This window comes from Ruegeria sp. CDSC068 (assembly GCF_059610545.1).
The window spans coordinates 315,752-341,864 of the sequence record NZ_JBXWNV010000002.1 but is presented as its reverse complement, the minus strand read 5'-3'; the positions used below and the strand labels follow the sequence as shown (position 1 = coordinate 341,864).

Below are 26,113 nucleotides of genomic sequence, written 5' to 3'. Positions count from 1 at the left end.
TTGGGCACATGATCGGCTGATCAGGGATCAGGCCTATGTCGAAAGTGTCGGCGCGCCCATATACGTGTGAATCTGGTCGCGTTCGGCATCAGATAAACCCAGCGCAGTGGCCAGTTGAACAAGGTAAGAGGCCTCGCGCTGGTTATCCAGACGAATCGCCGCCAGAGACGTGGCATAGACCTGCGCTTTCAATGGCGCACCGGAATCAGCAGCCAGGCCGATAACATCAATCGGGCCATTCAACTGATCCTGAACAAAGGCGCGTTCTTCATCGCTGATGTCATCACCCAATTCGCCCAGAATGGTTTCCTTCTCTTGCTCATCTAGCTCTCCGTCCGCCTTGGCTGCCTGGATCATCGCGCGCAGCATCAGCTTGGCCTGCTCCTCCATCGCCGCGCCCCCGGGTGTGCCTTTGAATACCGTATCCATCATGTCGGCGGTCTGCTGGCTGCCTGATTTTGCTGCCCCCTGCATGGCATTCATCAGCCCACCAAGACCTGCGGCCCCGGCCGGATTGGCCATGCCAAGCTTTCCAATTATCTCTTGCAGCCCACCGGCACCCCCCGGCATCCCGAACTGTTCTGCCATCTTGCCCAGTTGATCCATGCCAAAGCCGCCCCCGGCGCCCTGCATCATATCTTGCAGACCGGCCATCCCGCCCATTTGCTTGTACTTTTCCATGCCTTTTGCTGCAGCAAATCCAACTGCGACCGAAGCCAGTGCCTTCATGAAACTCATAACAATCCTCCCAATATTCAAAATGCGTTTTTGCAATATAGCAGATAACTGCGACTCAAAATCCGCGGATTAAGCAGATGCCCTAACGCTAGCGCAAAGCTGACCAATGGTGGCTTCGTTTCATCAAGTGAACATGTAACAGGCGTATTCCCGCACAAGCGCATGTCTAATTTGTCAGAAATTCGAATATGTGATACTTACCGCGCCATCAACAATCCAAAGAAGCCAATTTTCGGCTCGATCTTCGAGGCTCCATGAACAGGCAAGCAACCGTGCAAGCAGGGTTTGCACGATTGATTTTGTTTAGGGGGCATCATGACTGAATGGACCATTAAGGGCGAAGAGCTGGCCAACTGTAACTGCAACTTCGGTTGTCCTTGCCAGTTCAGCGTACTTCCGACACATGGCAATTGCGAGGCCGTCGTCGTATTCGACATCGAAAGCGGTCACTACGGGGACACAGATCTGGCGGGCGTAAGGGCGGCTGGGGTGTACTATTGGCCTGGCCCGATCCATGAGGGCAACGGTCAGATGCAACTGATCATAGATGCCAGCGCCAGCGCTGATCAGCGTGCGGCCCTGCAAGCCATAATGACCGGTGAAGATACCGATGAAATGGCAACCTTCTGGTATGTCTACAGCGCCATGGCTCCGACCAAACATGAAACGCTCTTCGTTCCGATCGAGCTGAACTGGAACCGCGACGAGCGCACCGGGTTTGCAAAGGTGAACGGCGTCTTCGATGTCGAAGTCAGCCCGATTCCGCATATCGTGTCGGGTGCGGCGCACCGGGCGTCAATTCAGCTGCCAAACGGGTTTGAATACCGTCACGCCGAAGCTGCCTCGGGCTCTGCCAAGACTCATGGCGGCGAAATTAGCCTGACCTTTGACGCGACGCACGCTCATCTGGCCCACCTGAACATTTCGGGCCACGGTGTCCTGGGCGCCTGATCCGGGGGTCATCATGACATCCCATCCCACACCGCCCCGCACTGGGGCGGTAGAGCGGCTTATGCGGCGTGAGCGGGTCATCGTGCTGTTCGGTGTGTCGCTGATTGTTCTGTTTACAGCCTGGTACACCATCGCCGGGATTGGCATGAACATGACGGCCAGCGAAATGACCAATATGGCGGGTCCGATCGGAGAACCCATGCACATGGGCGAAGCGCCCAGTTGGGGCGTGCAATACGTAATCCTGATTTTTCTGATGTGGTGGGTCATGATGATCGCGATGATGACCCCCAGCGCTGCACCTGCAGTCTTGCTGTATTCGGCGATAAAGCGTGCGGGACCCGAACGTGACAAGGCCGCGCAGTTCAGCTTTTGCTTTCTCGCAGGCTACCTGATCGCCTGGGCTATATTCAGCCTTGCCGCGACGGGGTTGCAATGGGGGCTGGAAAGCATCGGGCTGTCCGATGGTCCAATGATGACAATCCGGTCCAAAACATTTGCTGGCTGCGTCCTGATTACGGCAGGCGCGTATCAGTTGTCGGACCTCAAGTCCGCCTGTCTGCGGCATTGTCAAAGCCCTGCCCGATTCATCGCCGATCATCACAAACCCGGCGCATATGGTGCGTTCCGAATTGGTGCTTTGCATGGGCTGTACTGTCTGGGCTGTTGCTGGGCCTTGATGGCGCTGCTGTTCGTAGGCGGGATCATGAACCTTTACTGGATTGCCGGAATCGCCATTTACGTGGCTTTGGAAAAGTTGCTGCCGGGCGCACGCTGGTTGCCCACTTTGACTGGCTTGGCCCTGATTGCCGTGGGTCTCTGGGTCGTCCTGGACGCCGTTATGAGCATTTTTTAGATCCCGTTTCCAGGCCGCGGAACCGGCCAATTTCAGCGTTCCAAACCATTGAAACAAGGAGAAGACTGATGCCTATTTTCATCACTTATGCGACCTACTCCCAGGATGGCGTCAAAGGAATGCTAAAGAAGCCCGCAGACCGCACGGCGGCCGTCCGGGCGTTGTTGAAAAAAGTCGGCGGCAAGCTTTTGGCTTTTTACATGACGACCGGCGAAAATGACGTGGTGGTCGTAAGCGAAGTTCCGGATGGCACTGACGCAGTAGCAATTGGAATGGCCGTTGCGGCCTCGGGTGCAGTATCAAACGTTGAAACAGTACGCGCCTGGAAGGCGAAGGACTTTGCCGCCATTACCAAAAAGGCCGCCAAGCTGACCGGGGCTTACACGCCGCCCGGTAAGTGAACAGAGTTATGCGCGGAGGGCCTGTAAGCCGGATCTTGTTCCGGGGTTGCCCCCTTCGATGACCATTCCTCTAGGCCGCGCATTGCTGCGCGGCTCAAGCTGCCAACCCGGTCCCTCTTGGCCAGGACGTGCCTAGCGGCGGTATCGGCTTACGCCGACCTGCCCGCGCGGGGACCCTATTTGGCATTGCTCCCGGTGGGGCTTGCCGTGCCGCCCCTGTTGCCAGCGGCGCGGTGGGCTCTTACCCCACCGTTTCACCCTTACCTCGGACCGAAGTCCGGGGCGGTCTGATTTCTGTGGCGCTTTCCGTCGGGTTGCCCCGCCCGGGCGTTACCCGGCACCGTTGTCTTGTGGAGTCCGGACTTTCCTCTCGGGCCTTGCGGCCCCAGCGGCCATCCGGCCCTCCGCGCAAGCGGTGGGTATGCCTTGTGACAGGCTGCGTCAAGAGCGCAGAGCGGATCAGGATTGGGCGGTCAGAGGTGCGAAATCGGCCTTCTGCAACGGACCTGTAGCCCAAGGACGAAATCGCAGGCGAACGGCGGACAGCAAAGTTTCGTCGTCTACGTCAGCGCTGAAGCCGGCGGATTGAGCCAGAATCCGAAACTGATCCATCGGCGCATCTAGCGGGCCATCGCTTTGTCCGCGCGGCGCGGCCAGCTTGTTGCGCTCGAGCCGCAGCCAGTCAAATCGCGGCCCGGGATCAAATTTGCGGCCGGGTGCCATGTCGGAATGACCGATCACACCGTATGGGCGAATGCCCCAGCGATGCATGATCTGAGGCAACAACTGTTCCAGCCTGCGCATTTGCAGGTCTGAATACGGGTGCCTGCCGGTATTGTCCAACTCGATGCCGATCGAACGGGAGTTGATATCCTTCTGACCGCTCCATTCTCCGGCCCCTGCGTGCCAGGCGCGGTCCTCTTCTCGCACCATGTGCCAGAGCGTCCCGTCGCCCCCAATCAGGTAATGCGCCGAAACTTCGTGGACGGGGTCACATAACCTGTCCAGCGCCTCTTGCGCGCTGTTCATCGCGGTATAGTGCAAAACGATCAGGGACGGCTTCAGCCCGTCCCTGCGTGGCCCATAGTTAGGCGAAGCGTGCCAGATTGGCGCTTGTGGATCAGTTGTTGACGGCACTGCGGAATGCACTGGGATCCCAGCCACAGGCATACCCATCCCCATCCGGGTCCAGCCCGTTGCGATCACGCTGTGGGCCACCATTGGCCAGGAACTCGATCTGAGCCTGATCAGGCGACGGGAACTTGGCGCAATTCCGCTGGGCTTTAGCCTCGAGATTAAAGCCTGCGCGACTGTATAGCTGCGTGCCAACGGGATTCGAGGTGCTTAGAGCGTATTGTACGATATTGGGCTGGCCGTCCGATCCGCGCTGCGGAACAGCAGTTGGGGTGACAACTTCGTAGGTCTGGCGGTTCTGTTGAATCAGGGCCGCGTCGTTTTCGATCGTGCGACGTCCTGATACAGCCGCGAAATCCTGTTCGTCGGAGATCGCATTGTTACTGGCGGCAGACAGCGGGACTTGCGTCAACGTGCTTTGCCCCGACGTGTTGGCCAATGCAGCCGCCGTTGCCGACGCGATATCAGCGTTATCCCCGGTTGGGGTGCTGCCGGGTGCGCCCAGTTGTTGTTCTGACACTTCAGCAGGGCCGGTCAATGGGTTGCCGGTGTAGCCCGGCCCGGCCAGCGCGGCCTCGCGCTGTGCCTGATATTGAGGCGTGTTAAATCCAGTACCCTGGACCGGGGCCACCGTATTGCAGGCGGCCACAAGTCCGATTGCGGGGATCAGAAGCGTAAAGCGCATTCAGCTGCTCCGTTTTAGCTGGTCTTGCCTGATCCGAGGATTACCACCATTTGCCCGGCTTGGCCACAAATCCGGCGGCACTTTCCAACGCATAAGCTGTGTTCAGCAAATCGCCTTCTTCCCACGGGCGGCCGATCAGCTGCAGACCCAGCGGCAATCCCTGTTGGTCCAAACCTGCGGGAACCGAGATACCGGGCAAACCGGCAAGGTTCACTGTCACGGTAAAGACGTCGTTGAGGTACATCTGCACCGGGTCCGCCTCGGTCATCTCGCCCAGACCAAAGGACGCCGACGGGGTAGCAGGCGTCAGGATTGCGTCGATCCCTGCGGCGAAGACATCTTCGAAGTCTTTCTTGATCAGTGTCCGCACCTTACGGGCGCGGTTATAATATGCATCGTAAAACCCTGCCGACAGAACATAGGTGCCGATCATGACCCGGCGCTGTACTTCGTGGCCAAAGCCTTCGGCGCGGGTTTTTTCGTACATCTCGGTGATGCCGTCGCCCTGTGCCAGCTGCGCGCGGCGGCCATAGCGGACACCGTCGTAGCGGGCGAGGTTCGAGGACGCCTCGGCCGGTGCAATCACGTAGTATGCGGGCAGCGCATACTTGGTGTGCGGCAGCGAAATGTCGACGATCTCGGCGCCTGCTGCTTTCAGCATCTCGGCGCCTTCGGCCCACAGCTTTTCGATCTCGGCAGGCATGCCTTCCATGCGGTATTCTTTGGGGATACCGATCTTCTTGCCTTTGATATCGCCGGTCAGCATCGCCTCAAAATTCGGCACGGCCAGTTCGGTGCTGGTCGAATCCTTGGGGTCGTGACCACACATCGTCTCGAGCATGATCGCAGCGTCGCGCACGTTCTTGGTCATCGGCCCGGCTTGATCCAATGAAGAAGCAAACGCAACGATGCCCCAGCGCGAGCAACGACCATAGGTCGGCTTGATGCCAGTAATGCCAACAAATGCAGCAGGCTGGCGGATCGAGCCGCCGGTATCGGTGCCGGTGGCGGCCAGACAAAGATCGGCCGCGACGGCCGAGGCCGACCCACCGGACGATCCACCGGGTGTCAGTTGCGCATCGTCATTGCCGCGGCGCCACGGGCTGACCGCGTTGCCGTACACGGAAGTTTCGTTAGACGAGCCCATGGCGAATTCGTCCATGTTCAGCTTGCCCAGCATAACCGCGCCTGCGTCTGCCAGCTGCAGAGACACAGTAGATTCGTATTCGGGCTTGAAACCTTCGAGGATTTTAGAAGCCGCCTGCGAGGGTACGCCTTTGGTGCAAAACAGATCCTTGATGCCAATTGGCAGGCCGCACATCGACGGCGCATCGCCTGCTTTGATCCGCTCATCCGCCGCCTTGGCGCGTTCCAGCGCGATTTCGGGCGTCTTATGTACAAAAGCGTTCAGCGCGTCGGCGTCATCGATCGCCTTCAGGCAGGATTCGGTCAGCTCGACAGAGGTTACGTCGCCAGCGCGCAGTGCGTCGCGCGCTTCGGCCAGGCCCAGTTTGTTCAGATCGCTCATGTCTTACTCCACAACTTTGGGAACAGCGAAGAACCCTTCGCGCGCATCAGGGGCATTGGCCAGAACCTTGTCTTGCTGGTTGCCGTCAGTGACCACATCCTCGCGGCGTTTCAGGCGCATCGGCTCGACCGAAACCATCGGTTCGACACCTTCGACATCAACCTCGTTGAGTTGTTCGATGAAGCCAAGGATGGTGTTGAATTCGGATGCCAGCGCAGGCAGCGCGTCATCCTCGACCTTGATCCGGGCCAGTTTGGCCACCTTGGCGGCGTTGCTTTGGTCAATCGACATCGGATATCCTCATATGCGTTAGGGGGCATTTACCTGTCTGGTCGCCGGGTCGCAAGACCGCCAAGGCGCTGATCTACCCTTGAGCGCATGGCAAAGGTCCATAAATCCTGTCCGATCATTCATTTCTAATTACTCCCATGCAAAAAATGAACCAATTAGTTCACTTCGCATCTTGAAATACTGAACTGAACTGTTCATTTCATATGATACGGCACAGCCTTATATGGAGAAAAACGATGAAAACGTTCATGACTGCCTTTGTACTGGCCACTACGGTTCTTGCTGCGCAAGCTCAGGCGGGCGCTTTTGGCCCAAGCATGGACACCCTGACCCGCAGCCTGATTTTCCCCGATCAGGTGTCGGAACCTGTCACTCAGGATCAGAACAAACCGGGCAAGTAATTTAGCCCGCAAAAACCGGGTTGGGTCCAAATGCCCCGGCCCGGCAATTGCCTGCTGCGTTCCGCGCGGCGTATCGCTACGGTGGTCCACAAGTAACCCGCCGGCCTGCCCTGCAGACCCGGCAAGCCAACGGAGCGGAAGATGGACGCGCGCAAGCAAGCTGTTCTGGACGCAATTGATGCGGCCAACTCACACGACCCCAACCTCGAAGACGGCCAGCCCACTGAACTGCTTTATGGTCAGCGCATGAGCGCCGAGTTGGACAGGTTGTTCCCGGACGCCTCTGACCCGTTGCAGATTGCAGCGCGGGGTCAGCATGTGGAGCGGTGGAAACTGGCGCGCAGTAAATTCCCCGAAGGTCGCGCTGGATATCTGGCCTGGCGCAAGGCGCAGGGCGTCCACCACGCCGAGGTCGTGATGGGGCTTATGGAGCAGAACAGCTACTCTTCCGATGATGTGGAATCTGCCGGTCGGATGCTGCGCAAACAGGGCATCAAGCGTGACGACGAGGTGCAGGCGCTGGAGGATGTGATCTGTTTCGTTTTCCTTAAATGGTATTTCGCACCGTTCGCCGAAAAGCACTCGGCCGAGAAAATCCAAAGCATCGTCGAGAAAACCGCGCGCAAGATGTCGGATCAAGGCCGCGCACGCGTGCTGTCTGAATTTGACCTGCCCGCAGAACTGGCCGCAGCGTTTCAGGCCTGAGCCGCGCGGGTCAGGTGCCTACGATACACCTCGATCATCCAGCCCAGCATGAGGGCATTCAGGATGTGCCACATGAAATGCGTGCCAAACGGGATCTGCCCGCATATGGGTTCGTCCAGCGCACGAAAGGTGATCGAGGCGATCAGGATCATCGCCCCGATGGCCAGACCACGGGCGGTGTCCGGCACCCGGTGGCGCAAAAGAAACGCATAGATCAAGATCAGCAGCGGCACCGGGGCATAGGCTGCTGACCCACCCAAACCCGGAACCAACTGAAACAGGGGCACCGTCGCCGCGGCATAGGGAATGAACAGCGCCGTCACGATCCCGGCCGCAAGCGGACGCATGTGCCAGACGTCCCGGTTGATCGCGAAGATGTAGACTAGGATGTATAGCAAAATCGGCAGAACATCCGCCATGGCGGCCCAGACCTGCGCGTGGGTATGGAACAGGTAACTGCCGACCCCGATAGCGGCGAGAATGACGACCAGCACCATCGCCAACGGCATCCCCTGCCCGCGCACGCGCAGCCACATGACAAATGCCGCAATCAGAAACGCCGCGTTTGTCACCGCGTTTATCGGTTCGGCCCAATAGGCGGGCGACAAGCGCTCGCAATAGCCATCAATTTCCTGAAACCAGTCCATGAACTTTTACATAGCCGATGCTAAGTTAATGCCAACAGTTTGTTTTGGGAGGATGAATTCATGAACATCATTTGGCTGGGACACGGCAGTTTCCGCATCGAAACCGGCGGACAGGTTCTGCTGGTCGACCCCTGGCTGACGGGTAACCCAGTCTTGTCCGAGGAACAGCATGATGACGCTCTAAACGGTGCGACTCATATCCTTCTGACGCATACACATTTCGATCACGTCGCCGATGTCGTGTCGCTGGCCAAGCACCTGAACGTCCCCGTGGTCGGACAATACGACCTGATGGGGTATTGGAGCGAGTCCGAGGGGCTGGAAACTATCGGCTACAACAAGGGCGGCACCGTGAACCTGAACGGCGTCAAAGTGTCGATGGTGCCAGCCTCGCACAGCTCGACCTTTTCTACCCCTGACGGGCTGCGTACTGGCGGCAGCGAGGTTGGGTTCATGATCGCCTCGGACGGGCGCATGCTGTATGTCTCGGGCGATACCGACATCATGGCCGATATGGATTGGATGGGGGATTACTACAAACCCGATATCGGGATCCTGTCGGCAGGCGGTCATTTCACGATGGACATGAAGGGCGCCGCATATGCATCCAAGCGGTACTTCAACTTCAAGACCGTGATTCCCTGCCACTACAAGACCTTCCCAATCCTCGAACAATCAGCTCAGGCGCTGGTCGACGGGTTGCCGGGGGTCGATGTCATCGAACCCGAGGTGATGAAGGCCATTACTCTTTGAGGTTAACGCCGCGCGGCGAAGAACTCTTTCAAAAGCTCGACGGCCTCCTGCCCTCGGATGCCGTCGTAAACCTCTGGCACGTGGTGTGCTTGTGTATGGGTGAAAACCCGCGCGCCATGAGCAACGCCGCCTGATTTCGGATCGGCGGCCCCGTAATAGATGCGCCGGATACGCGCCGCTGCCAGAGCCGCCGCACACATCGCGCAAGGCTCTAGCGTCACATAGAGATCGTGATCGGGCAGACGTTCGGATCCGGCTGCGGCGCATGCAGCACGCAGGGCCAGTATCTCGGCATGGGCGGTGGGATCGTTCAGTTCTCGTGTTCGGTTACCCGCAGAGGCCACGATCACGCCATCGGGGCCGGCAATAACAGCGCCCACAGGCACCTCGCCGCGATCCGCCGCAGCGCGCGCTTCAACCAGCGCCTTATCCATGTGCGATCTGAACACCATGCCTCTGACTGCAACAGAAACCTGTCTTTCGCAAGCGGCCGGGATGCGCTATGGGCTGCGGATGACCAAAACCCCTCCTCCAGGCGACCGGATCGCCAAAGTCCTTGCCCGCGCAGGCGTTGCCTCGCGCCGTGAAGCTGAACGCATGATCGAAGCAGGTCGTGTGAGTGTAAACGGCAAGACCATCGACAGCCCTGCGCTGAACGTCACCGCCAAGGACAAGATCTTTGTCGACGGCAAACCGGTGTCGGAACCGGAACCTTCGCGCCTGTGGCTGTATCACAAGCCTTCGGGTCTGGTGACAACGACACGTGACGAAAAAGGACGCGCGACGGTATTCGACAAACTGCCCGAGGATATGCCCCGGGTCATGAGCGTTGGGCGGTTGGACCTGAACTCGGAAGGGTTGCTGCTGTTGACCAATGATGGCGGCATCAAGCGCAAGTTGGAACTGCCCTCGACCGGGTGGCTACGCAAATACCGCGTGCGGGTAAATGGCCGCCCTAAGGACGAGGATTTTGCACCGCTTCGTAAAGGGCTTGTGATCGATGGGGAACGCTTTTTGCCGATGGACGTCACGCTGGACCGTCAACAAGGCGCGAATGCCTGGCTGACAATCGGTCTGCGCGAAGGCAAGAACCGTGAAATTCGGCGTGCGATAGAAGATATCGGTTTTGCGGTGAACCGGCTACTGCGAGTGTCCTACGGCCCCTTCCAGCTGGGAAGCCTGAAACCCGGCGAAGTCGAAGAGATCCGCCGACGGGTCATGCGCGATCAACTGGGGTTGGAAGCCGAGCCCGAAGCGCCGGTCAAACGACCCGCTCGCCCACAGCGAAATCGGCCCCCGATCGGCAAGAAACCTCGCAAGTGACGCAGGTTAGGCAACCTTCCCCCTAGCGCCACGGCCTCTCATGGCCTAGATTTCCCCAAGGGACATTTTTGGGGGGCGCCATGTCCGGGACCGGAGTGCAAAAACTGGCCTATGTCGTGTTGTTGATGCTGATGTTCGGCGTCTGCACCGGCGTGTTGGGAGGCTTGTAAGCACATGGCCAAACGGTATGGCGGGAAATTCAGCCCACAGGACGACTCCTCGTCTCCGAATCAACCTCCGCGCGGACAGTTTGACGTTGCTCGGGTCGAACCGGCCGGGGCGCGCGCTAACCTGTTGTTTCTTCCGGCTGTTCCCTTGGTTTTTCTGTCGCTGAACGACGGGGCCGTCGGATTGACGATCGGCCTGATCGCAGCGGGTCTTTTGACAGCCGCAGCATTTCTGCTGCGCGAAGGGCTGCGGGCCGAATCCGCCTACAACGCTCGCCGCACAGCCCGTCGCCCGGCGTTTCCCAGAAAGATATTCTCCAGCCTATTGACCGGACTTGGCGTCGGATTGGCCGCTTATCGCACCGAATATCTGGATGCAGCCGCAGCGTCTGAGGCCAGTCTGATCGCCCCGATTCTGTTCGGCTTGATGGCCAGCGTCCTGCACTCCGTCTCTTTCGGAATTGATCCGATGACTGACAAAGGCATGGAAGGCATCGACACTTTCCAGCAAGATCGCGTTGCCCGCGTCGTGGAAGATGCTGAAACACATCTGTCCGAGATGACCGACGCCATCAAACGCGCTGGCGACCGCAGGATCGAAGCCCGGGTTGAACGTTTTCAGGATACCGCCCGCGACCTGTTCCGCACGGTCGAGGAAGACCCCCGCGATCTGGCCGGTGCGCGTAAATACCTGACCGTTTACTTAAAGGGCGCGCGTGACGCGACGGTCAAGTTTGCTGACGTTTATGCCCGCACCCGCGATGCCCAGGCGCTGGAGGATTATTCGTCCCTCCTGGATGATCTTGAACAGAATTTCGCGGCGCGTACCCGCAAGTTGCTTTTGGACGACCGCAGTGATCTGACGGTTGAAATTGATGTGTTGCGCGAAAGGCTGCAACGCGAAGGCGTCCGGTTGGACTGACCGGCCACAATTTGAGAGAGGATTACCCCATGTCCGATGACATCAAGAACAAGGCGGTCGAGGCTGAAACGCTGGTGCAGGAAGTGACCGCTGTCACCCTGCCCGACCCGACCGCCGAAATCGTCTTGCTTGAGGAAGCCGACGAACCTGTCAGCGCCGAAATCCGCAAGCGGATGGATGAGATCGACATGGATAACACCAATTCCATCGTCGCGTTCGGATCGTCTGCCCAGGCGGAATTGCAGGAAATCAGCCAGGCCATGCTGGCGGATGTCCGCAACAAAGATGTCGGACCTGCCGGGGACAGTCTGCGCAATATCGTCACGACGATCCGTGGGTTTTCAGTCAGTGAGCTGGACGTCCGGCGCGAACGCAGCTGGTGGGAAAAGTTGTTGGGCAAGGCTGCACCTTTCGCCCAGTTTACTGCCAAGTTTGAAGACGTTCAGGGGCAGATCGACAGGATCACCGACGACTTGCTGGGCCACGAACATACGCTGCTGAAAGACATCAAGTCGCTGGACCTGTTGTATGAAAAGACGCTGGGCTTTTATGACGAGCTTGCGCTGTATATCGCAGCAGGTGAAGAAAAACTGACCGAGCTGGACAGCCAGAACATCCCCGAAAAAGAAGCCGAAGTTCAGGCCGCGCCCGAAGACCAACAAGTTATGAAAGCACAGGAGCTGCGTGACCTGCGCGCAGCGCGGGATGATCTGGAACGGCGTGTTCACGACCTGAAGCTGACGCGACAGGTGACGATGCAATCGCTGCCCTCGATCCGATTGGTGCAGGAAAATGACAAGTCGCTGGTGACCAAGATCAACTCAACCCTCGTCAACACAGTGCCTTTGTGGGAAACGCAACTGGCGCAGGCCGTCACCATCCAGCGTAGCGCCGAGGCGGCTGCAGCCGTGCGCGATGCGAATGACCTGACGAATGAGCTGCTGACCTCGAACGCGGCGAACCTGCGTGAGTCGAACAAGATGATCCGCGAGGAAATGGAGCGCGGTGTGTTTGATATCGAAGCGGTCAAGCAAGCCAATGCCGACCTGATCGGTACGATCAACGAAAGTCTTGCAATTGCTGACGAAGGCAAGGCCAAACGCGCCGCAGCCGAACAGGAACTGCAGAAGATGGAGACCGAGCTGCGCGACACCCTTGCCTCTGCCAAGGCGCGCAAAGACGGCGTCGGCGACAACGCTGGAACTGCGGTTTCGAGCTAAAGGCGGGCTGGACGTGCAGGTGCCGGGATATCTGAAACCCTTGTTGGGTATGGTGGCGCTGTTAGCGCTGGCCAATTGTGATGAGGCGCTGACGTCGTCCGTTGTGCCGCAACCGCGCCCGGTGGCACCTGCACCAGCACCCAATGCTTATGTTCCCCCGTCTGCGGCAAGTCAGGATCTGGCCCGGTTCTATCAGCGGGTCGAACGTGACCTACTGACCCGCGATATGTTGCGCGTGGACGGAGGCGGGCCCGACACACCCTATGATGCCGATGATCTGGCCCGCAATTTCGAGGCCATAGCCTTTTACAGCGAATACCCCGATCACGCTGTAACTACACGCATTCGGCGAACGGACGGACAGCTTAGCCGGTGGGCAGGACCTGTGCGAATTCAGACCGAGTTCGCCCCGTCCGTGGCACCCGAGATACGCGCAAAAGACTCCGCCGACGTCGAAGCGTTTGCGGAACGGCTGAGCAAATTGACGGATCATCCAATCTCGGTCGTCAATCGCAAGGCCAATTTCCATGTCTTCTTTGCAGGCAAAGATGACAGCGCCTATGTGGTCAAACGCCTGAAACAGCTAATCCCTGGCATCAGCACGCCTTCACTGGACTTGGTTGCAAACCCGCGCGCCAATATTGACTGTCTTGTTTTTGCGTCTCCGACCAATACCTCACCGTATAAATTTGTGCGGGCTGTCACGCTCATCCGGGCTGAACTGCCGGACCTCACCCGGCGCAGCTGCATCCACGAAGAAATTGCGCAGGGGCTTGGATTATCCAATGACAGCCCGGCGGCACGACCGTCGATATTCAACGACAATGACGAGTTTGCGCTGTTGACCAGCCATGACGAGAAACTTCTGACAATGCTTTATGACCCGCGCCTTGAACCCGGTGTGACAGCCGAGGACGCCCGCCCCGTGGTACGGATTATTGCACGCGAATTGATGGGCCAGCAGCTCTGAGCCCAAGAAAAGGAGACCCCAATGGGTATTTTCGATTTTCTGACCGGAGAGTTTATCGACGTCATTCACTGGGTCGACGACACCCGTGACACCATGGTCTGGCGGTTCGAGCGTGAAGGACATGCCATCAAGTACGGCGCCAAACTGACGGTGCGCGAAGGACAGGCAGCGGTGTTCGTGCACGAAGGGCAATTGGCGGATGTATTCACGCCCGGCCTCTACATGCTTGAGACCAACAACATGCCGATCCTGACGACGCTGCAGCATTGGGATCACGGGTTTCAATCGCCCTTCAAGTCTGAGATCTATTTCGTCAACACGACGCGGTTCAATGATCTAAAATGGGGCACCAAGAACCCGATCATGTTGCGCGACCCGGAGTTCGGTCCGACCCGTATCCGCGCCTTTGGCACATACACGGTCCGGGTCAAGGACCCCGCGAAGTTCCTGATTGAAATCGTCGGCACCGATGGTGAATTCACCATGGATGAGATCAGCTTTCAGATCCGTAACATCATCGTGCAGGAGTTCAGCCGCGTAATTGCCGGGTCGGGCATTCCGGTGCTGGACATGGCCGCCAACACCGCCGATCTGGGCAAGCTGATTGCGGCCGAGGTCTCGCCCGTTCTAGAAGGTTACGGGTTGGAGATGCCGGAATTCTACATCGAAAACATCTCGCTGCCGCCTGCGGTCGAGGCTGCGTTGGACAAGCGGACGTCGATGGGATTGGCAGGCGATCTGGGCAAGTTCACCCAGTATTCCGCCGCCGAAGCGATGACCGCAGCAGCCAACAACCCCGGTCAGGGCGGCGGCATGGGTGCAGGCCTAGGCATGGGTATGGGCATGGCGATGGCCAACCAGATGGCAAACATGGCAGCGGGTCAACCAAGCGGACCGTGGGGCGGTTCCGCCCCCGCTGCCTCGCAACCGACCGCACATGCGGCACCGCCCCCTCCTCCGGTTGAGCATGTGTGGCATATCGCAGTGGAAGGGCAGACCAGCGGGCCGTTTTCCAAGGCCAAGATGGGCCGCATGGCGACTGATGGTGAGATCACCCGGGATACCCATGTCTGGACCGCCGGTCAGGACGGGTGGAAAAAAGCGGGCGACGTGCAGGAGCTTGCGCAGCTGTTTACCATCCTGCCCCCGCCGCCTCCTGGGGCCTAACCCTGTGGCTAACGCCGATCAAATGGCTCCATATTCCCAACGCGATATCGCGTGCGCGGTCAAGCTGTCTGCGCTTTTGGGGTGGGTCGGCGTTATTGGCGTACCAGTTTTCTCAAACGAATATCGAAGCGGCCTTGACCTGAACTCGCTGTCCCTTGTTTTTTGGTATGCGTTATTTGGGTTGCCTATTTCTCTTTTCATTTGCTGGCTGTTCGTCAAGCCGTTTTTGCGCGTCATGATGCGGCGCAAGGTTGGTTATGTCCGAGCAGCCTGTTGGGGCGCAGGAATCGGGTTCGTTCTCGTGACTGTTTCAGTTGCTTTTAGCCGTTACAGGGGCTGGCGTCAGGCACATGATCCAAAGACCACGTCCGGCTATGGCGACGGCATTGGTACGTTAGAAGTAAGCGATCTATTGACTGATTACGATTGGTGGCGGTTTGCTCAGAACTCCTTCCATTTCATCCTGATCTGCATCGTCGCGGCAATAATCGTGCGCCTGATTATCGGCCCCGGAAAAATCGCCCCTCCAATCGAGGCAAAGCAATGACAGACGAACACCGCTTTCCCTGCGAGCAATGCGGCTCGGACTATCGGTTCAATCCGGGCAACGGGACCCTGACCTGCGATCATTGCGGGCATTCGGAATCCATAGGCGCCGGACCGTGGGGCGGTGCCAGCCTGAAAGAACTGGATTTCAACGCAGCGCTGGCGAACAAGCTGCCGGAAGCAGAGATCGAAGAAACGCGGGTTCTGTCCTGCCCGAACTGCGCAGCTGAGGTCGAGTTTGACCCGAACACCCATGCGGCCGAATGCCCGTTCTGTGCCACTCCGGTAGTCACGGAGACGGGAGTTAACCGGCATATCAAGCCAAAAGGCGTGTTGCCCTTTGCTCTGGATGAACGGTCGGCTCATAAGGCGATGTCGAGCTGGCTTGGCAAGTTGTGGTTCGCGCCCAACGGGTTGAAGGATTACGCCCGCAAAGGTCGCAAGATGCAGGGGATTTACGTCCCCTACTGGACCTTCGACGCGGATACCAAGTCAGCTTATCGCGGCGAGCGGGGCACGGTGTATTACGAGACCCGGACCGTCATGCGTGACGGCAAGCGCGTGCAACAGCAGGTGGCAAAGGTGCGGTGGTCCCCAAAATCCGGTCGGGTTGCCCGGTTCTTTGACGATGTTCTTGTGCTGGCATCCCAGTCATTGCCGAAACGCTATACTGACGCATTGGAACCCTGGGACTTGCCGGCGCTTGAACCTTACCAGCCGGAGTATCTGGCGGGATTCCGGGCCGAGGCTTATACAGTCGAATTGCAGGACGGGTATACCGAAGCGCGCGGGCATATGGCCCGCGTAATTGAGCGGGATGTGCGTTTTGATATCGGCGGAGACCGGCAGCGCATTCACGCAATCGACACGGATGTGCAAAATGTAACCTTCAAACATATTTTACTACCTGTCTGGCTGGCCGCATACAAATACAGGGGCCAGACCTATCGTTTCGTTGTGAACGGCAGAACGGGGCGTGTTCAGGGCGAACGCCCTTGGTCCGCTATCAAGATCACGATCGCTGTTGTGTTGGGTCTGCTGGTTGCAGCGGGTGTCGGATACCTCATGGCAACTGGTCAGCAGTAGCACCTGTCCCCTTTTAACCGCTTGAATATCGCCGAACCTGACGCCATCCTGCGCCTCGTCTGCACGAAGGGGAGAGCAGTGTGACGCTATCCGATTTGGATCGATTGCTGGCTGAGCGACATTCTTGCCGGGCGTTCCGACCTGAACCCGTTCCCAAGGACCAGATCGAACAGATTCTGACCTGTGCGTCACGTGCCCCCAGCTGGTGCAATGCGCAACCCTGGAACATCGTGATCACCAGTGGAGCCGAGACTGACGCTTTTCGAAAAGCACTTCAAAACGAAGTCGTGACCGCCGCACCGGAACCCGACCTGCCGTTCCCGACGGCGTATACCGGTATCTATCAGGAACGACGTCGCGAATGTGGCTGGGCATTATACGAAGCCGTGGGCGTGCAGCGCGGGGACCGCGCCGGTTCGGCCAAGCAAATGATGGAAAACTTTGCCCTTTTCGGTGCGCCGCATTGTGCGATCATCTCAAGCCCTGCCGACCTTGGCCCTTACGGAGCAATGGACTGCGGAGGTTTTGTCATGGCTTTCACCCTCGCCGCGCAAGCCTTGGGAGTGGCCTCAATCCCTCAGGCCGCCGTGGCCAGCTATGGCAAGTTTCTGCACCGGTATTTCGACATTCCCGATGATCGGTTGATCTTGTGCGCAATCTCATTCGGATACTCGGATGCAGACCACCCTGCGAACGGGTTTCGAACCGACCGGGCCGATCTGGACGAGATCGCTCGTTGGGTCGGATAACCACGCCACCAAACGGAGAACAGATTTGCGTGCACTACTACAGAGAATATCCCGGGCAAAAGTCTCGGTTGACGGACAAACGGTTGGAAAGTCCGGCCCGGGGTTGATGATCCTGGTCTGTGCGATGAAGGGTGACGACGAACAAAAGGTCGAACAACTGGCGGCCAAGGTTTCAAAGCTGCGTATTTTCAAAGATGACACCGGCAAGATGAACCGCTCTGTCGTGGATGTGGGTGGCTCGGCGTTGGTGATCAGCCAGTTCACGCTGGCCGCCGATACCTCGCGCGGGAACCGGCCGGGATTTTCCGAGGCCGCCCCGCCTGATGTGGGGCAGCGCCTCTATGAAGAGTTTGCGCGGCGGTTGCAGACCCATGGCGTGCCCGTCGAAACCGGGCAGTTCGGGGCCGATATGGCGGTAGAGCTGGTCAATGATGGACCGGTCACAATTTGGATGGAAAGCTGATGGACCAAAGGCAACAGGCAATTCGCATTTGGCAGGCCGGTGTTGATGCGGTTGACGGAAAACGAGCCACCAAAGCTGCTCTGGATGAGGTCCAAACGCCCGACCGGATTCTGGCCGTCGGCAAGGCAGCCGCAGCGATGGCCAGCGCGGCATTGGACCATTTCGGCCCGCGTCCGACGTTGGTTGTCACCAAGGACGATCATGGGCGCGACCTGCCGGAACATGTGCAGTTGATCGAAGCCTCTCATCCAGTTCCGGATACACGCAGCCTGGACGGAGGCCGCGCCCTGCGCGAAGCGATCGAGACGATGGCACCAGATTCCCATGTGCTAGTGCTTGTTTCGGGCGGGGCATCATCCTTGGCAGAGGACTTACTGCCGGGTAACTCTTTGGCAGATCTGGCGCAATTGAACACAAGGCTGCTGGCCGAAGGTTTGGATATCACCGCAATGAATGCCGAGCGTCGAAAGCTGTCGCGGATCAAGGGCGGCGGGCTGTTGTCTCATTTCAACGGGGCCAAAGCGACCGTTCTGGCAATCTCGGATGTGCCCGGGGACGACCTGAACGTCATCGGATCGGGAATTGGCGCATTGTCTGACACTTACAAATTTGACGCCTCGACCACGATCGTTGCTTCGAACGCCCATGCACGCTCGGCGGCCGCAGAAATGGCGCGCCGAGACGGTTTGCAAGTGCTGGCTGACGAAGAATGCCTGCATGACGACTTCTTGCAAATCGCATCCAATCTGGGGAAGCGCCTGAGGGATATGCCCCACGGTGTCATGGTTTTCGGCGGCGAACCAACGGTGGTTTTGCCGGACAAGCCGGGCCGTGGCGGGCGCAATCAGGCGTTGGCGCTGGCACTCGCCCGGGAAATAGCTGGAACACCAAACTTGACTGTTGTTGTCGGTGGTACCGATGGCACCGATGGTCCAACCAATGCGGCCGGAGCCGTAGTCGACGGCAAAACTTGGGGCAAAGGGGCCGATACCGCCTTGCAGCAGGCAGACAGTGGCAGTTTTCTGGACAAGGCCGGAGCTTTGCTGGTGACAGGCCCAACCGGAACGAACGTGATGGACCTTGTTGTCGCAATCAAACAGTGATTTGACGATTTTAGTACGTTGCAAAAAGACAAAGACCGAAAGACTTCCGAAATGACTCGCTCGCCCAATTCGCTATGCGATATCGAAGATCTACCGGATGTCGGCATAGTGATGCCGGATGGATGTCGTCTTTCAGCGCGTGTCTGGCGCCCGGTGGATGCGGACAGCAACCCCGTTCCGGCCATTCTGGAATTCCTGCCCTATCGGAAGCGAGACGGCACGGCGACGCGCGATGCCCTGACCCATCCATGGTTTGCCAAACGCGGCTATGCTTGCATTCGTGTGGACATGCGCGGCAATGGAGACAGCGAAGGGTTGATGGAAGACGAGTACACCCAGCAAGAGCTGGATGATGCCGTTTCCACAATTCAATGGCTGGCGGATCAGCCGTGGTGTTCGGGCACCGTTGGGATGATGGGAATCAGCTGGGGCGGGTTCAACGCGCTTCAGGTTGCCGCCCTTCAACCCGCGCCGCTGAAAGCAATTATCACTCTGTGTTCAACCGCAGATCGTTACGCAGACGACATCCACTTTAAGGGTGGATGTTTGCTGAATGAAAACCTGGGTTGGGGCGCGACCATGTGGTCGTACTCATCCCGCGCACCGGACCCTACGCTGCGCCCCAACTGGCGGGAGTTATGGCTTGAGCGTTTGGAAAACCAACCGTTCCTACCCTCGGTCTGGCTGCGCCACCAGACGCGCGACGCCTATTGGCAGCATGGCTCTGTCTGCGAAGACTTCAGCGCGATCCGCGCGGCGACTTTGGCCATAGGCGGCTGGGGTGACGCGTACAAGAACACCGTGCCGCTGCTGGTCGAACAGCTTAGCGCTCCGGTCAAGGGAATCGTGGGGCCATGGGTGCACAAGTACCCGCATTTCGCAGTGCCCGAACCGAGGATCGGTTTTCTTCAAGAGTCGCTGCGTTGGTGGGATCATTGGCTGAAGGGTCTGGAAAGCGGCGTTGAAACCGACCCAGACTATCGAGCGTATCTGATGGACGGCGTCCGCCCAAAGCGGTGGTACAACAACAGACCCGGGCGCTGGATCAGCGAGCAAGCCGGCGCGACCTCGCATTTGTCCAACCTAACTTTGAACCTGTCGAACGGTGGCCTCGGGCAAGATGATCCGCTGGACACGCGGATCCGGTCACCCCAAACCTGCGGCATGGACAGCGGCGAGTTTTGCGCAATTTGGCTGGGCCCGGACATGCCCGGCGATCAGCGCGCCGATGATGCGTTGTCCGCCTGTTTCGATGGCCCGCCTTTGTCGGAAGATCTTGATATTGTCGGCGCTCCGCGCATTTGCCTGAATGTCAGTGCCGACCGACCGCAAGCACAGATTGCGGTGCGGCTAAATCATATCCATCCGGACGGGGCCTCAACCCGGATCACCTATGGCGTTCTGAACCTGTCGCACCGAGACAGCCACGCGCAACCAACTCCGTTGACACTTGGAAAACCCTACGAAATCTCATTGGACTTGGATCACATCGCCTATCGCGTTCCCAAAGGGCATCGCGTGCGGGTGGCTGTGTCCAGCGCGTATTGGCCGCTGATCTGGCCAGCGCCTGAACCCGTCGAACTGCACCTGACAGGTGGTACGATCACGATCCCGAACCGGCCGACCGCGGGTGATGATGAGCATGTGTTTCAGCCGCCCGATTCTGAAACCCCGATTGATGTGACGACCCTGCGGGACAGCAGCAACTCTCGCCGGGTGGAGACTGACTTGAATTCAGGTGAAACCCGATTGATCATCGAAGACGATTTCGGTCGCGTAACGGACAATCACCACGGGCTTACGCATGGTGGCACTGCATATGAACGCTGGACCATCCACCCCGACGACCCGCTATCCGCCCACGGGCAGTGCCGCTGGACACAGGAGATCAGTCGGGACGGGATAGACCTGCGCACGGAAACATCCTGCGAAATGTGGTCGGATCGAGAGAGCTTTTTTCTTAAGGCGCAAATAAGTGCCTTTGAAAACGAAACCTTGGTATTCTCTAAACAAACGGAGGACGCCGTTCCACGAAACCAGATGTGATATTTTGGTGGCCAAAGGTCAGACATTTGTCCTTGCTCGGTAGACCGAAATGCGCCTAACTTGACTCATGCGTCAATAAAAATGCCCGGGAAGGGCTGAAATTCAATCAACTGGGAGATCACTAAATGAACGAACAACTCACTCACATGGCCGGTCAGGTCACTGCGGGCAAACTGACCCGTCGCGAATTCATGGGGAAAGCGGCGGCTCTGGGTGTGTCGGCGGCGATGGCCAGCACCATGTTCGCTGACGCTGCGCGCGCGGCAGGACCGAAGAAGGGCGGCGACCTAAAATTTGGCTTGCAAGGCGGCGAATCCACCAACTCGCTGGATCCGGCGACCTATGCCAGCTCGGTGCCGTTCCAGAACGGCAAACAATTCGGTGACCAGCTTGTGGAAGTTGCGCCCGACGGGTCGATCGAGCCGCGCCTGGCTGAAGCCGTCGAAGGCAGCGCGGACGCCAAAGTTTGGACGTTCAAACTGCGTCAGGGCGTCGAATTCCACAACGGCAAGACCATGACCAGCGAAGACGTGCTGAAAACCATGGAGCGCCACTCGAACGAAGACTCCAAGTCCGGTGCCCTGGGTATCATGAAGGGCATCGAGTCAATGAAGGCCGATGGCGACAATTTCCAGGTCACACTGACCGAGCCAAATGCCGACTTGCCTTATCTGATGGCCGACTATCACCTGATCATTCAGCCTGATGGTGGAATGGAAAACCCAGGTGCGGGCATTGGCACCGGACCATACCAGTTGGAAGTCGACGAGCCCGGCGTACGCCACGTGTTCAAGAAGTTCGCCAACCACTGGAACCCCGATTTCGGCAATTTTGACAGCGTCGAAGTGATTGTCATCAACGATGCGACTGCCCGTACGGCTGCTCTGCAGTCCGGTCAGGTTCATGCGATCAACCGCGTTGAACCAAAGGTTGCCGATCTGCTGGGCCGCGCCCCGAACTTGACGGTGCACTCGACCGCCGGCCGTGGACATTATGTGTTCATCATGCATTGCGACACCGCGCCGTTCGACAACAACGAACTGCGGCTGGCGCTAAAACACGCAATCAACCGCCAGGACTTGGTCGACAAGGTTCTGCGCGGCTACGGCACAATTGGCAACGACATGCCGATCAATGCGGCATACCCGCTGTTTGACGGCTCTATCCCGCAACGCGACTTCAGCCTTGAAAAGGCGGCAGAACACTATGCGAAGTCGGGCCATGACGGTTCGCCGATCATCCTGCGTGTTGCAGATGGCGCCTTCCCGGGTGCCGTTGACGCAGCGGCCCTGTTCCAGCAAAGCGCGGCTCAGGCCGGTATCCCGCTGGAAATCAAGCGCGAGCCCAACGATGGCTATTGGTCCGAGGTCTGGAACGTTCAGCCGTTCTGCGCATCCTATTGGGGTGGCCGTCCGGTGCAGGATCAGATGTACGCGACAGCGTATCTGTCGACTGCCGACTGGAACGACACCCGCTTCAAGGTGCCAGAGTTCGACGAAATGCTGTTTGCAGCACGGGCCGAACTGGACAACGACAAACGCAAGGACATCTACAGCAAAATGGGCATGATGGTCCGCGACCAGGGCGGTCTGATCTGCCCGATGTTCAACGATTTTGTCGAAGGCGTCACCAATCAGCTCGAAGGTTGGGAAAGCGACCCAACCCAAGAGATGATGAATGGCAACATGTCACGCAAGATGTGGTTCGCCTGATAGGGCCCACGGATAATGCATCCTATCATCAAACTGGTTTCCCAGCGCCTTGCTCTGGGACTCCTGCTTCTCTTCGGTGCATCGGCTCTGATTTTCGGCCTCACCGAAGCCCTGCCTGGGGACGCTGCGCAAGCGGTCCTTGGCCAATCCGCAACCCCCGAGGCGCTGGCAAACCTGCGCGAGGAAATGGGCCTCAACCGTCCCGCTCTAACCCGATATTTCGAATGGTTGGGCGGCATCCTGCAGGGCGATCTGGGTCAGTCTTTGACCAACAAACTCGACATCGCAGAAAGCATCGGAAAGCGCTTAGGGAACACCCTGTTCCTTGCATGTGCTGCAGCCGTGGTTTCCGTGCCGCTAGCTATCTTTCTAGGCCTTCTGGCCGTTCGGTACCGCAACCGCTGGCCTGACAAACTGATTTCTGCCATCACCCTGACAACGGTTTCGATCCCGGAATTCCTGATCGGTTACGTGGTGATCTACTTCGTCTCAGTGAAACTGGGCTGGTTCTCCTCACTCGCAATGATCAACGACACAATGTCCTTCGGGCAAAAGCTCAATGCCATCGCCTTGCCTGCCTTCGTTCTGACACTGGTTGTTCTGGCGCAGATGATGCGAATGACCCGCGCTGCGATCCTGAACCTGATGCAATCGGCCTACATCGAAACGGCCGAACTGAAAGGCCTCTCGAATTTTCAGGTCATTGCGCGCCACGCGTTTCCCAACGCGATTTCCCCCATTGTCAACGTTGTGATGCTGAACCTGGCCTATCTGGTTGTGGGCGTCGTCGTTGTTGAAGTGGTGTTCGTATATCCCGGCATGGGGCAATATCTGGTGGATTCGGTGACCAAGCGTGACGTGCCAGTCGTTCTGGCCTGCGGCGTCGTCTTTGCCGCGGTCTATATCGGGCTCAACATGGTTGCCGATATTGTGTCTATCCTTGCCAACCCAAGACTGAGGCATCCGAAATGATGAAGAACATTCCTATTTCGGCCGCCGTCGGTCTGTTTTTCACCGGACTGTACTTTTTCATAGCCATCGCAGCCCCGCTGATCGCCCCTTACGGAATGGCCGAAGTGGTCGGTGATGTGTGGGAACCGTCAAGCGCCGAGCATCTGCTGGGCACGGACAATATCGGGCGCGATCTGCTGACACGCATGATCTATGGTGGTCGCACGACAATCTTTATCGCTGCGATGGCTACGATCCTCAGCTTTATCACAGGCACTTCGCTGGGCCTATTGGCTGCGGTTTTGGGTGGTTGGGCTGACCAGGCGCTTAGCCGGATGGTTGACCTGATCATGTCGATCCCAACGCTGATCCTGGCACTGGTTATCCTGGCGATTGTTCCGGTGACCGTTCCGATCCTGATCCTTGTGATGGGGCTGTTGGACGCCACACGTCCTTACCGACTGTCTCGATCGGTCGCCGTGGACATCAATGTGATGGACTATGTCGAAGCCGCAAAGCTGCGCGGTGAAGGTCGTCGCTGGATCATCTTCCGGGAAATCCTGCCAAACGCTCTGTCGCCTCTGGTGGCTGAATTCGGGCTGCGGTTCATCTTCATGGTCCTGTTCATCTCGACCCTGTCGTTCCTGGGTCTGGGCGTTCAGCCGCCGTTGGCGGACTGGGGTGGCATCGTGAAGGAAAACAAGGACGGGATCGTCTATGGCATCGGCGCGGCATTGTACCCTGCTGTGGCTATTGCAACGCTCGCCATCTCGGTCAACCTTGTGGCTGACTGGGTTCTGAACCGTACCACATCGCTGAAAGGAGGCCGGGGATGAGTGATACCCTTCTCAAGGTCCGCAACCTCAAGATCGGCGCGACCGTCTATCCGCCCGGCGAAAAGCCCCATGACATCGAAATCGTGCACGGGGTCAGCTTTGACCTCGAACGCGGTAAAGTGTTGGGGCTGATCGGTGAATCGGGCGCCGGTAAATCGACCATCGGTTTGGCGTCCATGGCTTATGGCCGCGGTGGTGTCGAACTAACCGGTGGCGAAGTCTGGGTCAACGGGCGCGACATTCTAAAAACCCCGCATAGCGATATCCGCAATCTGCGTGGGGGCGAAGTTGCCTATGTCTCGCAATCCGCGGCCGCGTCGTTTAACCCGGCGAAGAAGATCATGGATCAGGTGGTCGAAGCTGCGGTCGAACATAAGAAGTTTTCGCGTAAAGAGGCCGAAGGCCGTGCGCGGGAACTTTTCGCCAAGCTAGGGCTGCCCGATCCGGACAATATCGGTGATCGTTACCCGCACCAGGTCTCGGGTGGTCAGCTACAGCGTTGCATGACGGCGCTGGCGCTGTGCCCCGAGCCTGATCTTGTGGTGTTTGATGAACCGACCACAGCACTGGATGTGACCACTCAGATCGACGTTCTGATGGCGATCAAAGAGGCCATTCGCGATACTGGCGTTGCTGCGCTCTATATCACGCATGACCTCGCCGTTGTCGCTCAGGTCAGTGATGACATCATGGTTCTGCGGATGGGCAATACGGTCGAGTATGGCAATACCGACCAGATCATCAACAACCCGCAGGAAGAGTATACCAAGGCGCTGGTCTCGGTCCGCTCGATCGAGCACGAAGAGAAAAAGCCCACACCGGATGCGGTTTTGAGCGTCGAAGGTATCACCGCGCGCTACAAGGGTTTGAATTTCGACGTGCTACACAACGTTAATGTCGAACTTCATCCTGGGCAGACACTGGCCGTCGTCGGCGAATCCGGCTCGGGCAAGTCGACACTGGCACGGGTGATCACAGGCTTGCTGCCGCCGCGCGATGGTGAGATCACCTTTGCTGGCCGCAAGCTTAGTGGCGATCTGAAAGGCCGCAGCCGTGAAGACCTGCGCGAGTTGCAGATGATCTACCAGATGGCCGACGTGGCAATGAACCCACGCCAGACGGTTGGTACAATCATCGGACGCCCGCTGGAGTTCTACTTCAACATGCGCGGTGCCGAAAAACGCAAGCGGATCGTCGAGCTGTTGGATGAGATCGAACTGGGCGAAAAGTACATGGACCGCTATCCGGCGGAACTGTCAGGTGGTCAGAAACAGCGTGTCTGTATCGCACGGTCGCTGGCAGCCAAGCCCAAGATGATCATCTGTGACGAGGTCACCTCGGCACTTGATCCACTGGTGGCGGACGGCATCCTGAAACTGCTGTTGGACCTGCAAAAGATCGAGGACGTGGCATACCTGTTCATCACCCACGATCTGGCGACGGTGCGCGCGATCAGCGATAGTATCGCGGTGATGTATCAGGGTCGGGTGGTTCGCTATGGGTCGAAAAGCGAGGTGCTGAGCCCGCCGTTCGACGACTATACCGACCTGCTGCTCAGTTCCGTCCCCGAGATGCATCTGGGTTGGCTGGAAGAGGTCGTTGCCCACCGCAAAATGGAAAGCGCCGGGAACTGACCCCTGCCCTTTCCGTGACAGTTAAGTGAAAAATTGAAATCCCGGCGCCTTGTTCGATGACAGGTGTCGGGATTTTGCTATTGGAGGCGTGAACGGGCAGACCCCTGATCGCGAATCCCCTAGGGTCG

Annotated in this window: 28 protein-coding genes and 1 other RNA gene; 21 read left to right on the top strand and 8 right to left on the bottom strand. The window is 58.3% G+C overall.

Annotated features, from left to right (window positions below; all coding sequences use genetic code 11):
- Positions 1 to 33: 33 nt before the first annotated feature.
- On the bottom strand, positions 34 to 738 hold the full coding sequence (locus AC2FID_RS06385; RefSeq protein ID WP_058275625.1) for a DUF533 domain-containing protein: 705 nt from the start codon (positions 736 to 738) through the stop codon (positions 34 to 36).
- Between the two features lie 315 nt (positions 739 to 1,053).
- Between AC2FID_RS06385 and AC2FID_RS06380 the strand changes: the two genes are divergently transcribed.
- From AC2FID_RS06380 to AC2FID_RS06370, 3 genes are all read left to right on the top strand, one after another.
- Entirely contained in the window at positions 1,054 to 1,689 is a 636-nt protein-coding gene (locus tag AC2FID_RS06380) for a DUF1326 domain-containing protein (RefSeq protein ID WP_282168890.1), read from the top strand.
- A gap of 13 nt (positions 1,690 to 1,702) precedes the next feature.
- Positions 1,703 to 2,545, top strand: coding sequence for a DUF2182 domain-containing protein (locus AC2FID_RS06375; protein ID WP_496755114.1), 843 nt, complete (start codon positions 1,703 to 1,705; stop codon positions 2,543 to 2,545).
- Between the two features lie 68 nt (positions 2,546 to 2,613).
- Positions 2,614 to 2,946 carry a GYD domain-containing protein gene (locus AC2FID_RS06370; protein WP_058275623.1) on the top strand — a complete coding sequence of 111 codons (333 nt, stop codon included), beginning with the start codon at positions 2,614 to 2,616 and terminating at the stop codon, positions 2,944 to 2,946.
- A gap of 8 nt (positions 2,947 to 2,954) precedes the next feature.
- Here AC2FID_RS06370 and rnpB read toward each other — a convergent pair.
- The 5 genes from rnpB to gatC all read right to left on the bottom strand — a co-directional run bounded on the left by rnpB (position 2,955) and on the right by gatC (position 6,584).
- Positions 2,955 to 3,354, bottom strand: an RNA gene (gene rnpB / locus AC2FID_RS06365) — RNase P RNA component class A.
- Between the two features lie 51 nt (positions 3,355 to 3,405).
- Positions 3,406 to 4,116 (bottom strand): N-acetylmuramoyl-L-alanine amidase, encoded by a 711-nt coding sequence (locus tag AC2FID_RS06360; RefSeq protein ID WP_496835957.1) that lies wholly within the window; start codon positions 4,114 to 4,116, stop codon positions 3,406 to 3,408.
- Positions 4,067 to 4,765 (bottom strand): hypothetical protein, encoded by a 699-nt coding sequence (locus tag AC2FID_RS06355; protein WP_108859365.1) that lies wholly within the window; start codon positions 4,763 to 4,765, stop codon positions 4,067 to 4,069. Before AC2FID_RS06355 ends, AC2FID_RS06360 begins: the two co-directional genes overlap by 50 nt.
- A 40-nt stretch (positions 4,766 to 4,805) precedes the next feature.
- Positions 4,806 to 6,293, bottom strand: a complete 1,488-nt coding sequence (gene gatA / locus AC2FID_RS06350; protein ID WP_496704703.1) for an Asp-tRNA(Asn)/Glu-tRNA(Gln) amidotransferase subunit GatA — start codon at positions 6,291 to 6,293, stop codon at positions 4,806 to 4,808.
- A 3-nt stretch (positions 6,294 to 6,296) separates the two neighbouring features.
- On the bottom strand, positions 6,297 to 6,584 hold the full coding sequence (gene gatC, locus AC2FID_RS06345) for an Asp-tRNA(Asn)/Glu-tRNA(Gln) amidotransferase subunit GatC (protein ID WP_058275619.1): 288 nt from the start codon (positions 6,582 to 6,584) through the stop codon (positions 6,297 to 6,299).
- 236 nt (positions 6,585 to 6,820) lie between these two features.
- Here gatC and AC2FID_RS06340 point away from each other — a divergent pair, with 236 nt between their 5' ends.
- Together AC2FID_RS06340 and AC2FID_RS06335 are read left to right on the top strand one after the other, a co-directional pair.
- Positions 6,821 to 6,985 (top strand): hypothetical protein, encoded by a 165-nt coding sequence (locus tag AC2FID_RS06340; RefSeq protein ID WP_186437502.1) that lies wholly within the window; start codon positions 6,821 to 6,823, stop codon positions 6,983 to 6,985.
- A 141-nt stretch (positions 6,986 to 7,126) separates the two neighbouring features.
- On the top strand, positions 7,127 to 7,690 hold the full coding sequence (locus tag AC2FID_RS06335; protein ID WP_496755122.1) for a DUF4202 domain-containing protein: 564 nt from the start codon (positions 7,127 to 7,129) through the stop codon (positions 7,688 to 7,690).
- Here AC2FID_RS06335 and AC2FID_RS06330 read toward each other — a convergent pair.
- A complete protein-coding gene (locus AC2FID_RS06330; protein ID WP_496755125.1) occupies positions 7,681 to 8,337 on the bottom strand; it encodes a ceramidase domain-containing protein in 657 nt (218 codons plus the stop codon). The genes AC2FID_RS06335 and AC2FID_RS06330 overlap by 10 nt on opposite strands.
- Before the next feature lie 60 nt (positions 8,338 to 8,397).
- On the opposite strand from AC2FID_RS06330, the gene AC2FID_RS06325 reads away from it, so the two are divergent.
- Complete coding sequence (locus tag AC2FID_RS06325) at positions 8,398 to 9,090, top strand: metal-dependent hydrolase (RefSeq protein ID WP_496835953.1); 693 nt, start codon at positions 8,398 to 8,400, stop codon at positions 9,088 to 9,090.
- 2 nt (positions 9,091 to 9,092) lie between these two features.
- Here AC2FID_RS06325 and AC2FID_RS06320 read toward each other — a convergent pair whose 3' ends face one another.
- On the bottom strand, positions 9,093 to 9,542 hold the full coding sequence (locus tag AC2FID_RS06320; RefSeq protein ID WP_496835952.1) for a nucleoside deaminase: 450 nt from the start codon (positions 9,540 to 9,542) through the stop codon (positions 9,093 to 9,095).
- Between AC2FID_RS06320 and AC2FID_RS06315 the strand changes: the two genes are divergently transcribed.
- The 15 genes from AC2FID_RS06315 (at position 9,523) to AC2FID_RS06245 (ending at position 25,985) form a co-directional block, all read left to right on the top strand.
- Positions 9,523 to 10,413 (top strand): pseudouridine synthase, encoded by an 891-nt coding sequence (locus tag AC2FID_RS06315; protein ID WP_496835950.1) that lies wholly within the window; start codon positions 9,523 to 9,525, stop codon positions 10,411 to 10,413. The two genes, AC2FID_RS06320 and AC2FID_RS06315, sit on opposite strands and share 20 nt — an antisense overlap.
- 174 nt (positions 10,414 to 10,587) lie before the next feature.
- Positions 10,588 to 11,502 (top strand): 5-bromo-4-chloroindolyl phosphate hydrolysis family protein, encoded by a 915-nt coding sequence (locus tag AC2FID_RS06310; RefSeq protein WP_496835948.1) that lies wholly within the window; start codon positions 10,588 to 10,590, stop codon positions 11,500 to 11,502.
- A 29-nt stretch (positions 11,503 to 11,531) separates the two neighbouring features.
- A complete protein-coding gene (locus tag AC2FID_RS06305; RefSeq protein ID WP_058275612.1) occupies positions 11,532 to 12,722 on the top strand; it encodes a toxic anion resistance protein in 1,191 nt (396 codons plus the stop codon).
- 49 nt (positions 12,723 to 12,771) lie between these two features.
- On the top strand, positions 12,772 to 13,692 hold the full coding sequence (locus AC2FID_RS06300) for a DUF2927 domain-containing protein (protein WP_282119213.1): 921 nt from the start codon (positions 12,772 to 12,774) through the stop codon (positions 13,690 to 13,692).
- 21 nt (positions 13,693 to 13,713) lie between these two features.
- Complete coding sequence (locus AC2FID_RS06295; protein ID WP_282168907.1) at positions 13,714 to 14,859, top strand: SPFH domain-containing protein; 1,146 nt, start codon at positions 13,714 to 13,716, stop codon at positions 14,857 to 14,859.
- 4 nt (positions 14,860 to 14,863) lie between these two features.
- The gene (locus tag AC2FID_RS06290; protein ID WP_496835813.1) at positions 14,864 to 15,406 is read left to right on the top strand and encodes a hypothetical protein; all 543 of its coding nucleotides are present in this window, start codon (positions 14,864 to 14,866) and stop codon (positions 15,404 to 15,406) included.
- Positions 15,403 to 16,491, top strand: a complete 1,089-nt coding sequence (locus AC2FID_RS06285; RefSeq protein ID WP_472723188.1) for a TFIIB-type zinc finger domain-containing protein — start codon at positions 15,403 to 15,405, stop codon at positions 16,489 to 16,491. Before AC2FID_RS06290 ends, AC2FID_RS06285 begins: the two co-directional genes overlap by 4 nt.
- An 80-nt stretch (positions 16,492 to 16,571) precedes the next feature.
- Complete coding sequence (locus AC2FID_RS06280) at positions 16,572 to 17,240, top strand: nitroreductase (protein WP_496835946.1); 669 nt, start codon at positions 16,572 to 16,574, stop codon at positions 17,238 to 17,240.
- Between the two features lie 25 nt (positions 17,241 to 17,265).
- Positions 17,266 to 17,703: a D-aminoacyl-tRNA deacylase gene (dtd, locus tag AC2FID_RS06275; RefSeq protein ID WP_496835945.1), complete on the top strand. Its 438-nt coding sequence runs from the start codon at positions 17,266 to 17,268 to the stop codon at positions 17,701 to 17,703.
- Positions 17,703 to 18,806 carry a glycerate kinase type-2 family protein gene (locus AC2FID_RS06270; protein WP_496835943.1) on the top strand — a complete coding sequence of 368 codons (1,104 nt, stop codon included), beginning with the start codon at positions 17,703 to 17,705 and terminating at the stop codon, positions 18,804 to 18,806. Before dtd ends, AC2FID_RS06270 begins: the two co-directional genes overlap by 1 nt.
- Positions 18,807 to 18,857: 51 nt before the next feature.
- Positions 18,858 to 20,852 (top strand): CocE/NonD family hydrolase, encoded by a 1,995-nt coding sequence (locus AC2FID_RS06265; RefSeq protein ID WP_496835941.1) that lies wholly within the window; start codon positions 18,858 to 18,860, stop codon positions 20,850 to 20,852.
- 125 nt (positions 20,853 to 20,977) lie between these two features.
- Complete coding sequence (locus AC2FID_RS06260; RefSeq protein ID WP_108859350.1) at positions 20,978 to 22,564, top strand: ABC transporter substrate-binding protein; 1,587 nt, start codon at positions 20,978 to 20,980, stop codon at positions 22,562 to 22,564.
- A gap of 15 nt (positions 22,565 to 22,579) precedes the next feature.
- The gene (locus AC2FID_RS06255) at positions 22,580 to 23,536 is read left to right on the top strand and encodes an ABC transporter permease (protein ID WP_058276793.1); all 957 of its coding nucleotides are present in this window, start codon (positions 22,580 to 22,582) and stop codon (positions 23,534 to 23,536) included.
- A complete protein-coding gene (locus AC2FID_RS06250) occupies positions 23,536 to 24,351 on the top strand; it encodes an ABC transporter permease (protein ID WP_058275739.1) in 816 nt (271 codons plus the stop codon). The genes AC2FID_RS06255 and AC2FID_RS06250 overlap by 1 nt, the downstream gene beginning before the upstream one ends.
- Entirely contained in the window at positions 24,348 to 25,985 is a 1,638-nt protein-coding gene (locus AC2FID_RS06245; RefSeq protein ID WP_496835939.1) for an ABC transporter ATP-binding protein, read from the top strand. The genes AC2FID_RS06250 and AC2FID_RS06245 overlap by 4 nt, the downstream gene beginning before the upstream one ends.
- Positions 25,986 to 26,113 lie beyond the last annotated feature (128 nt).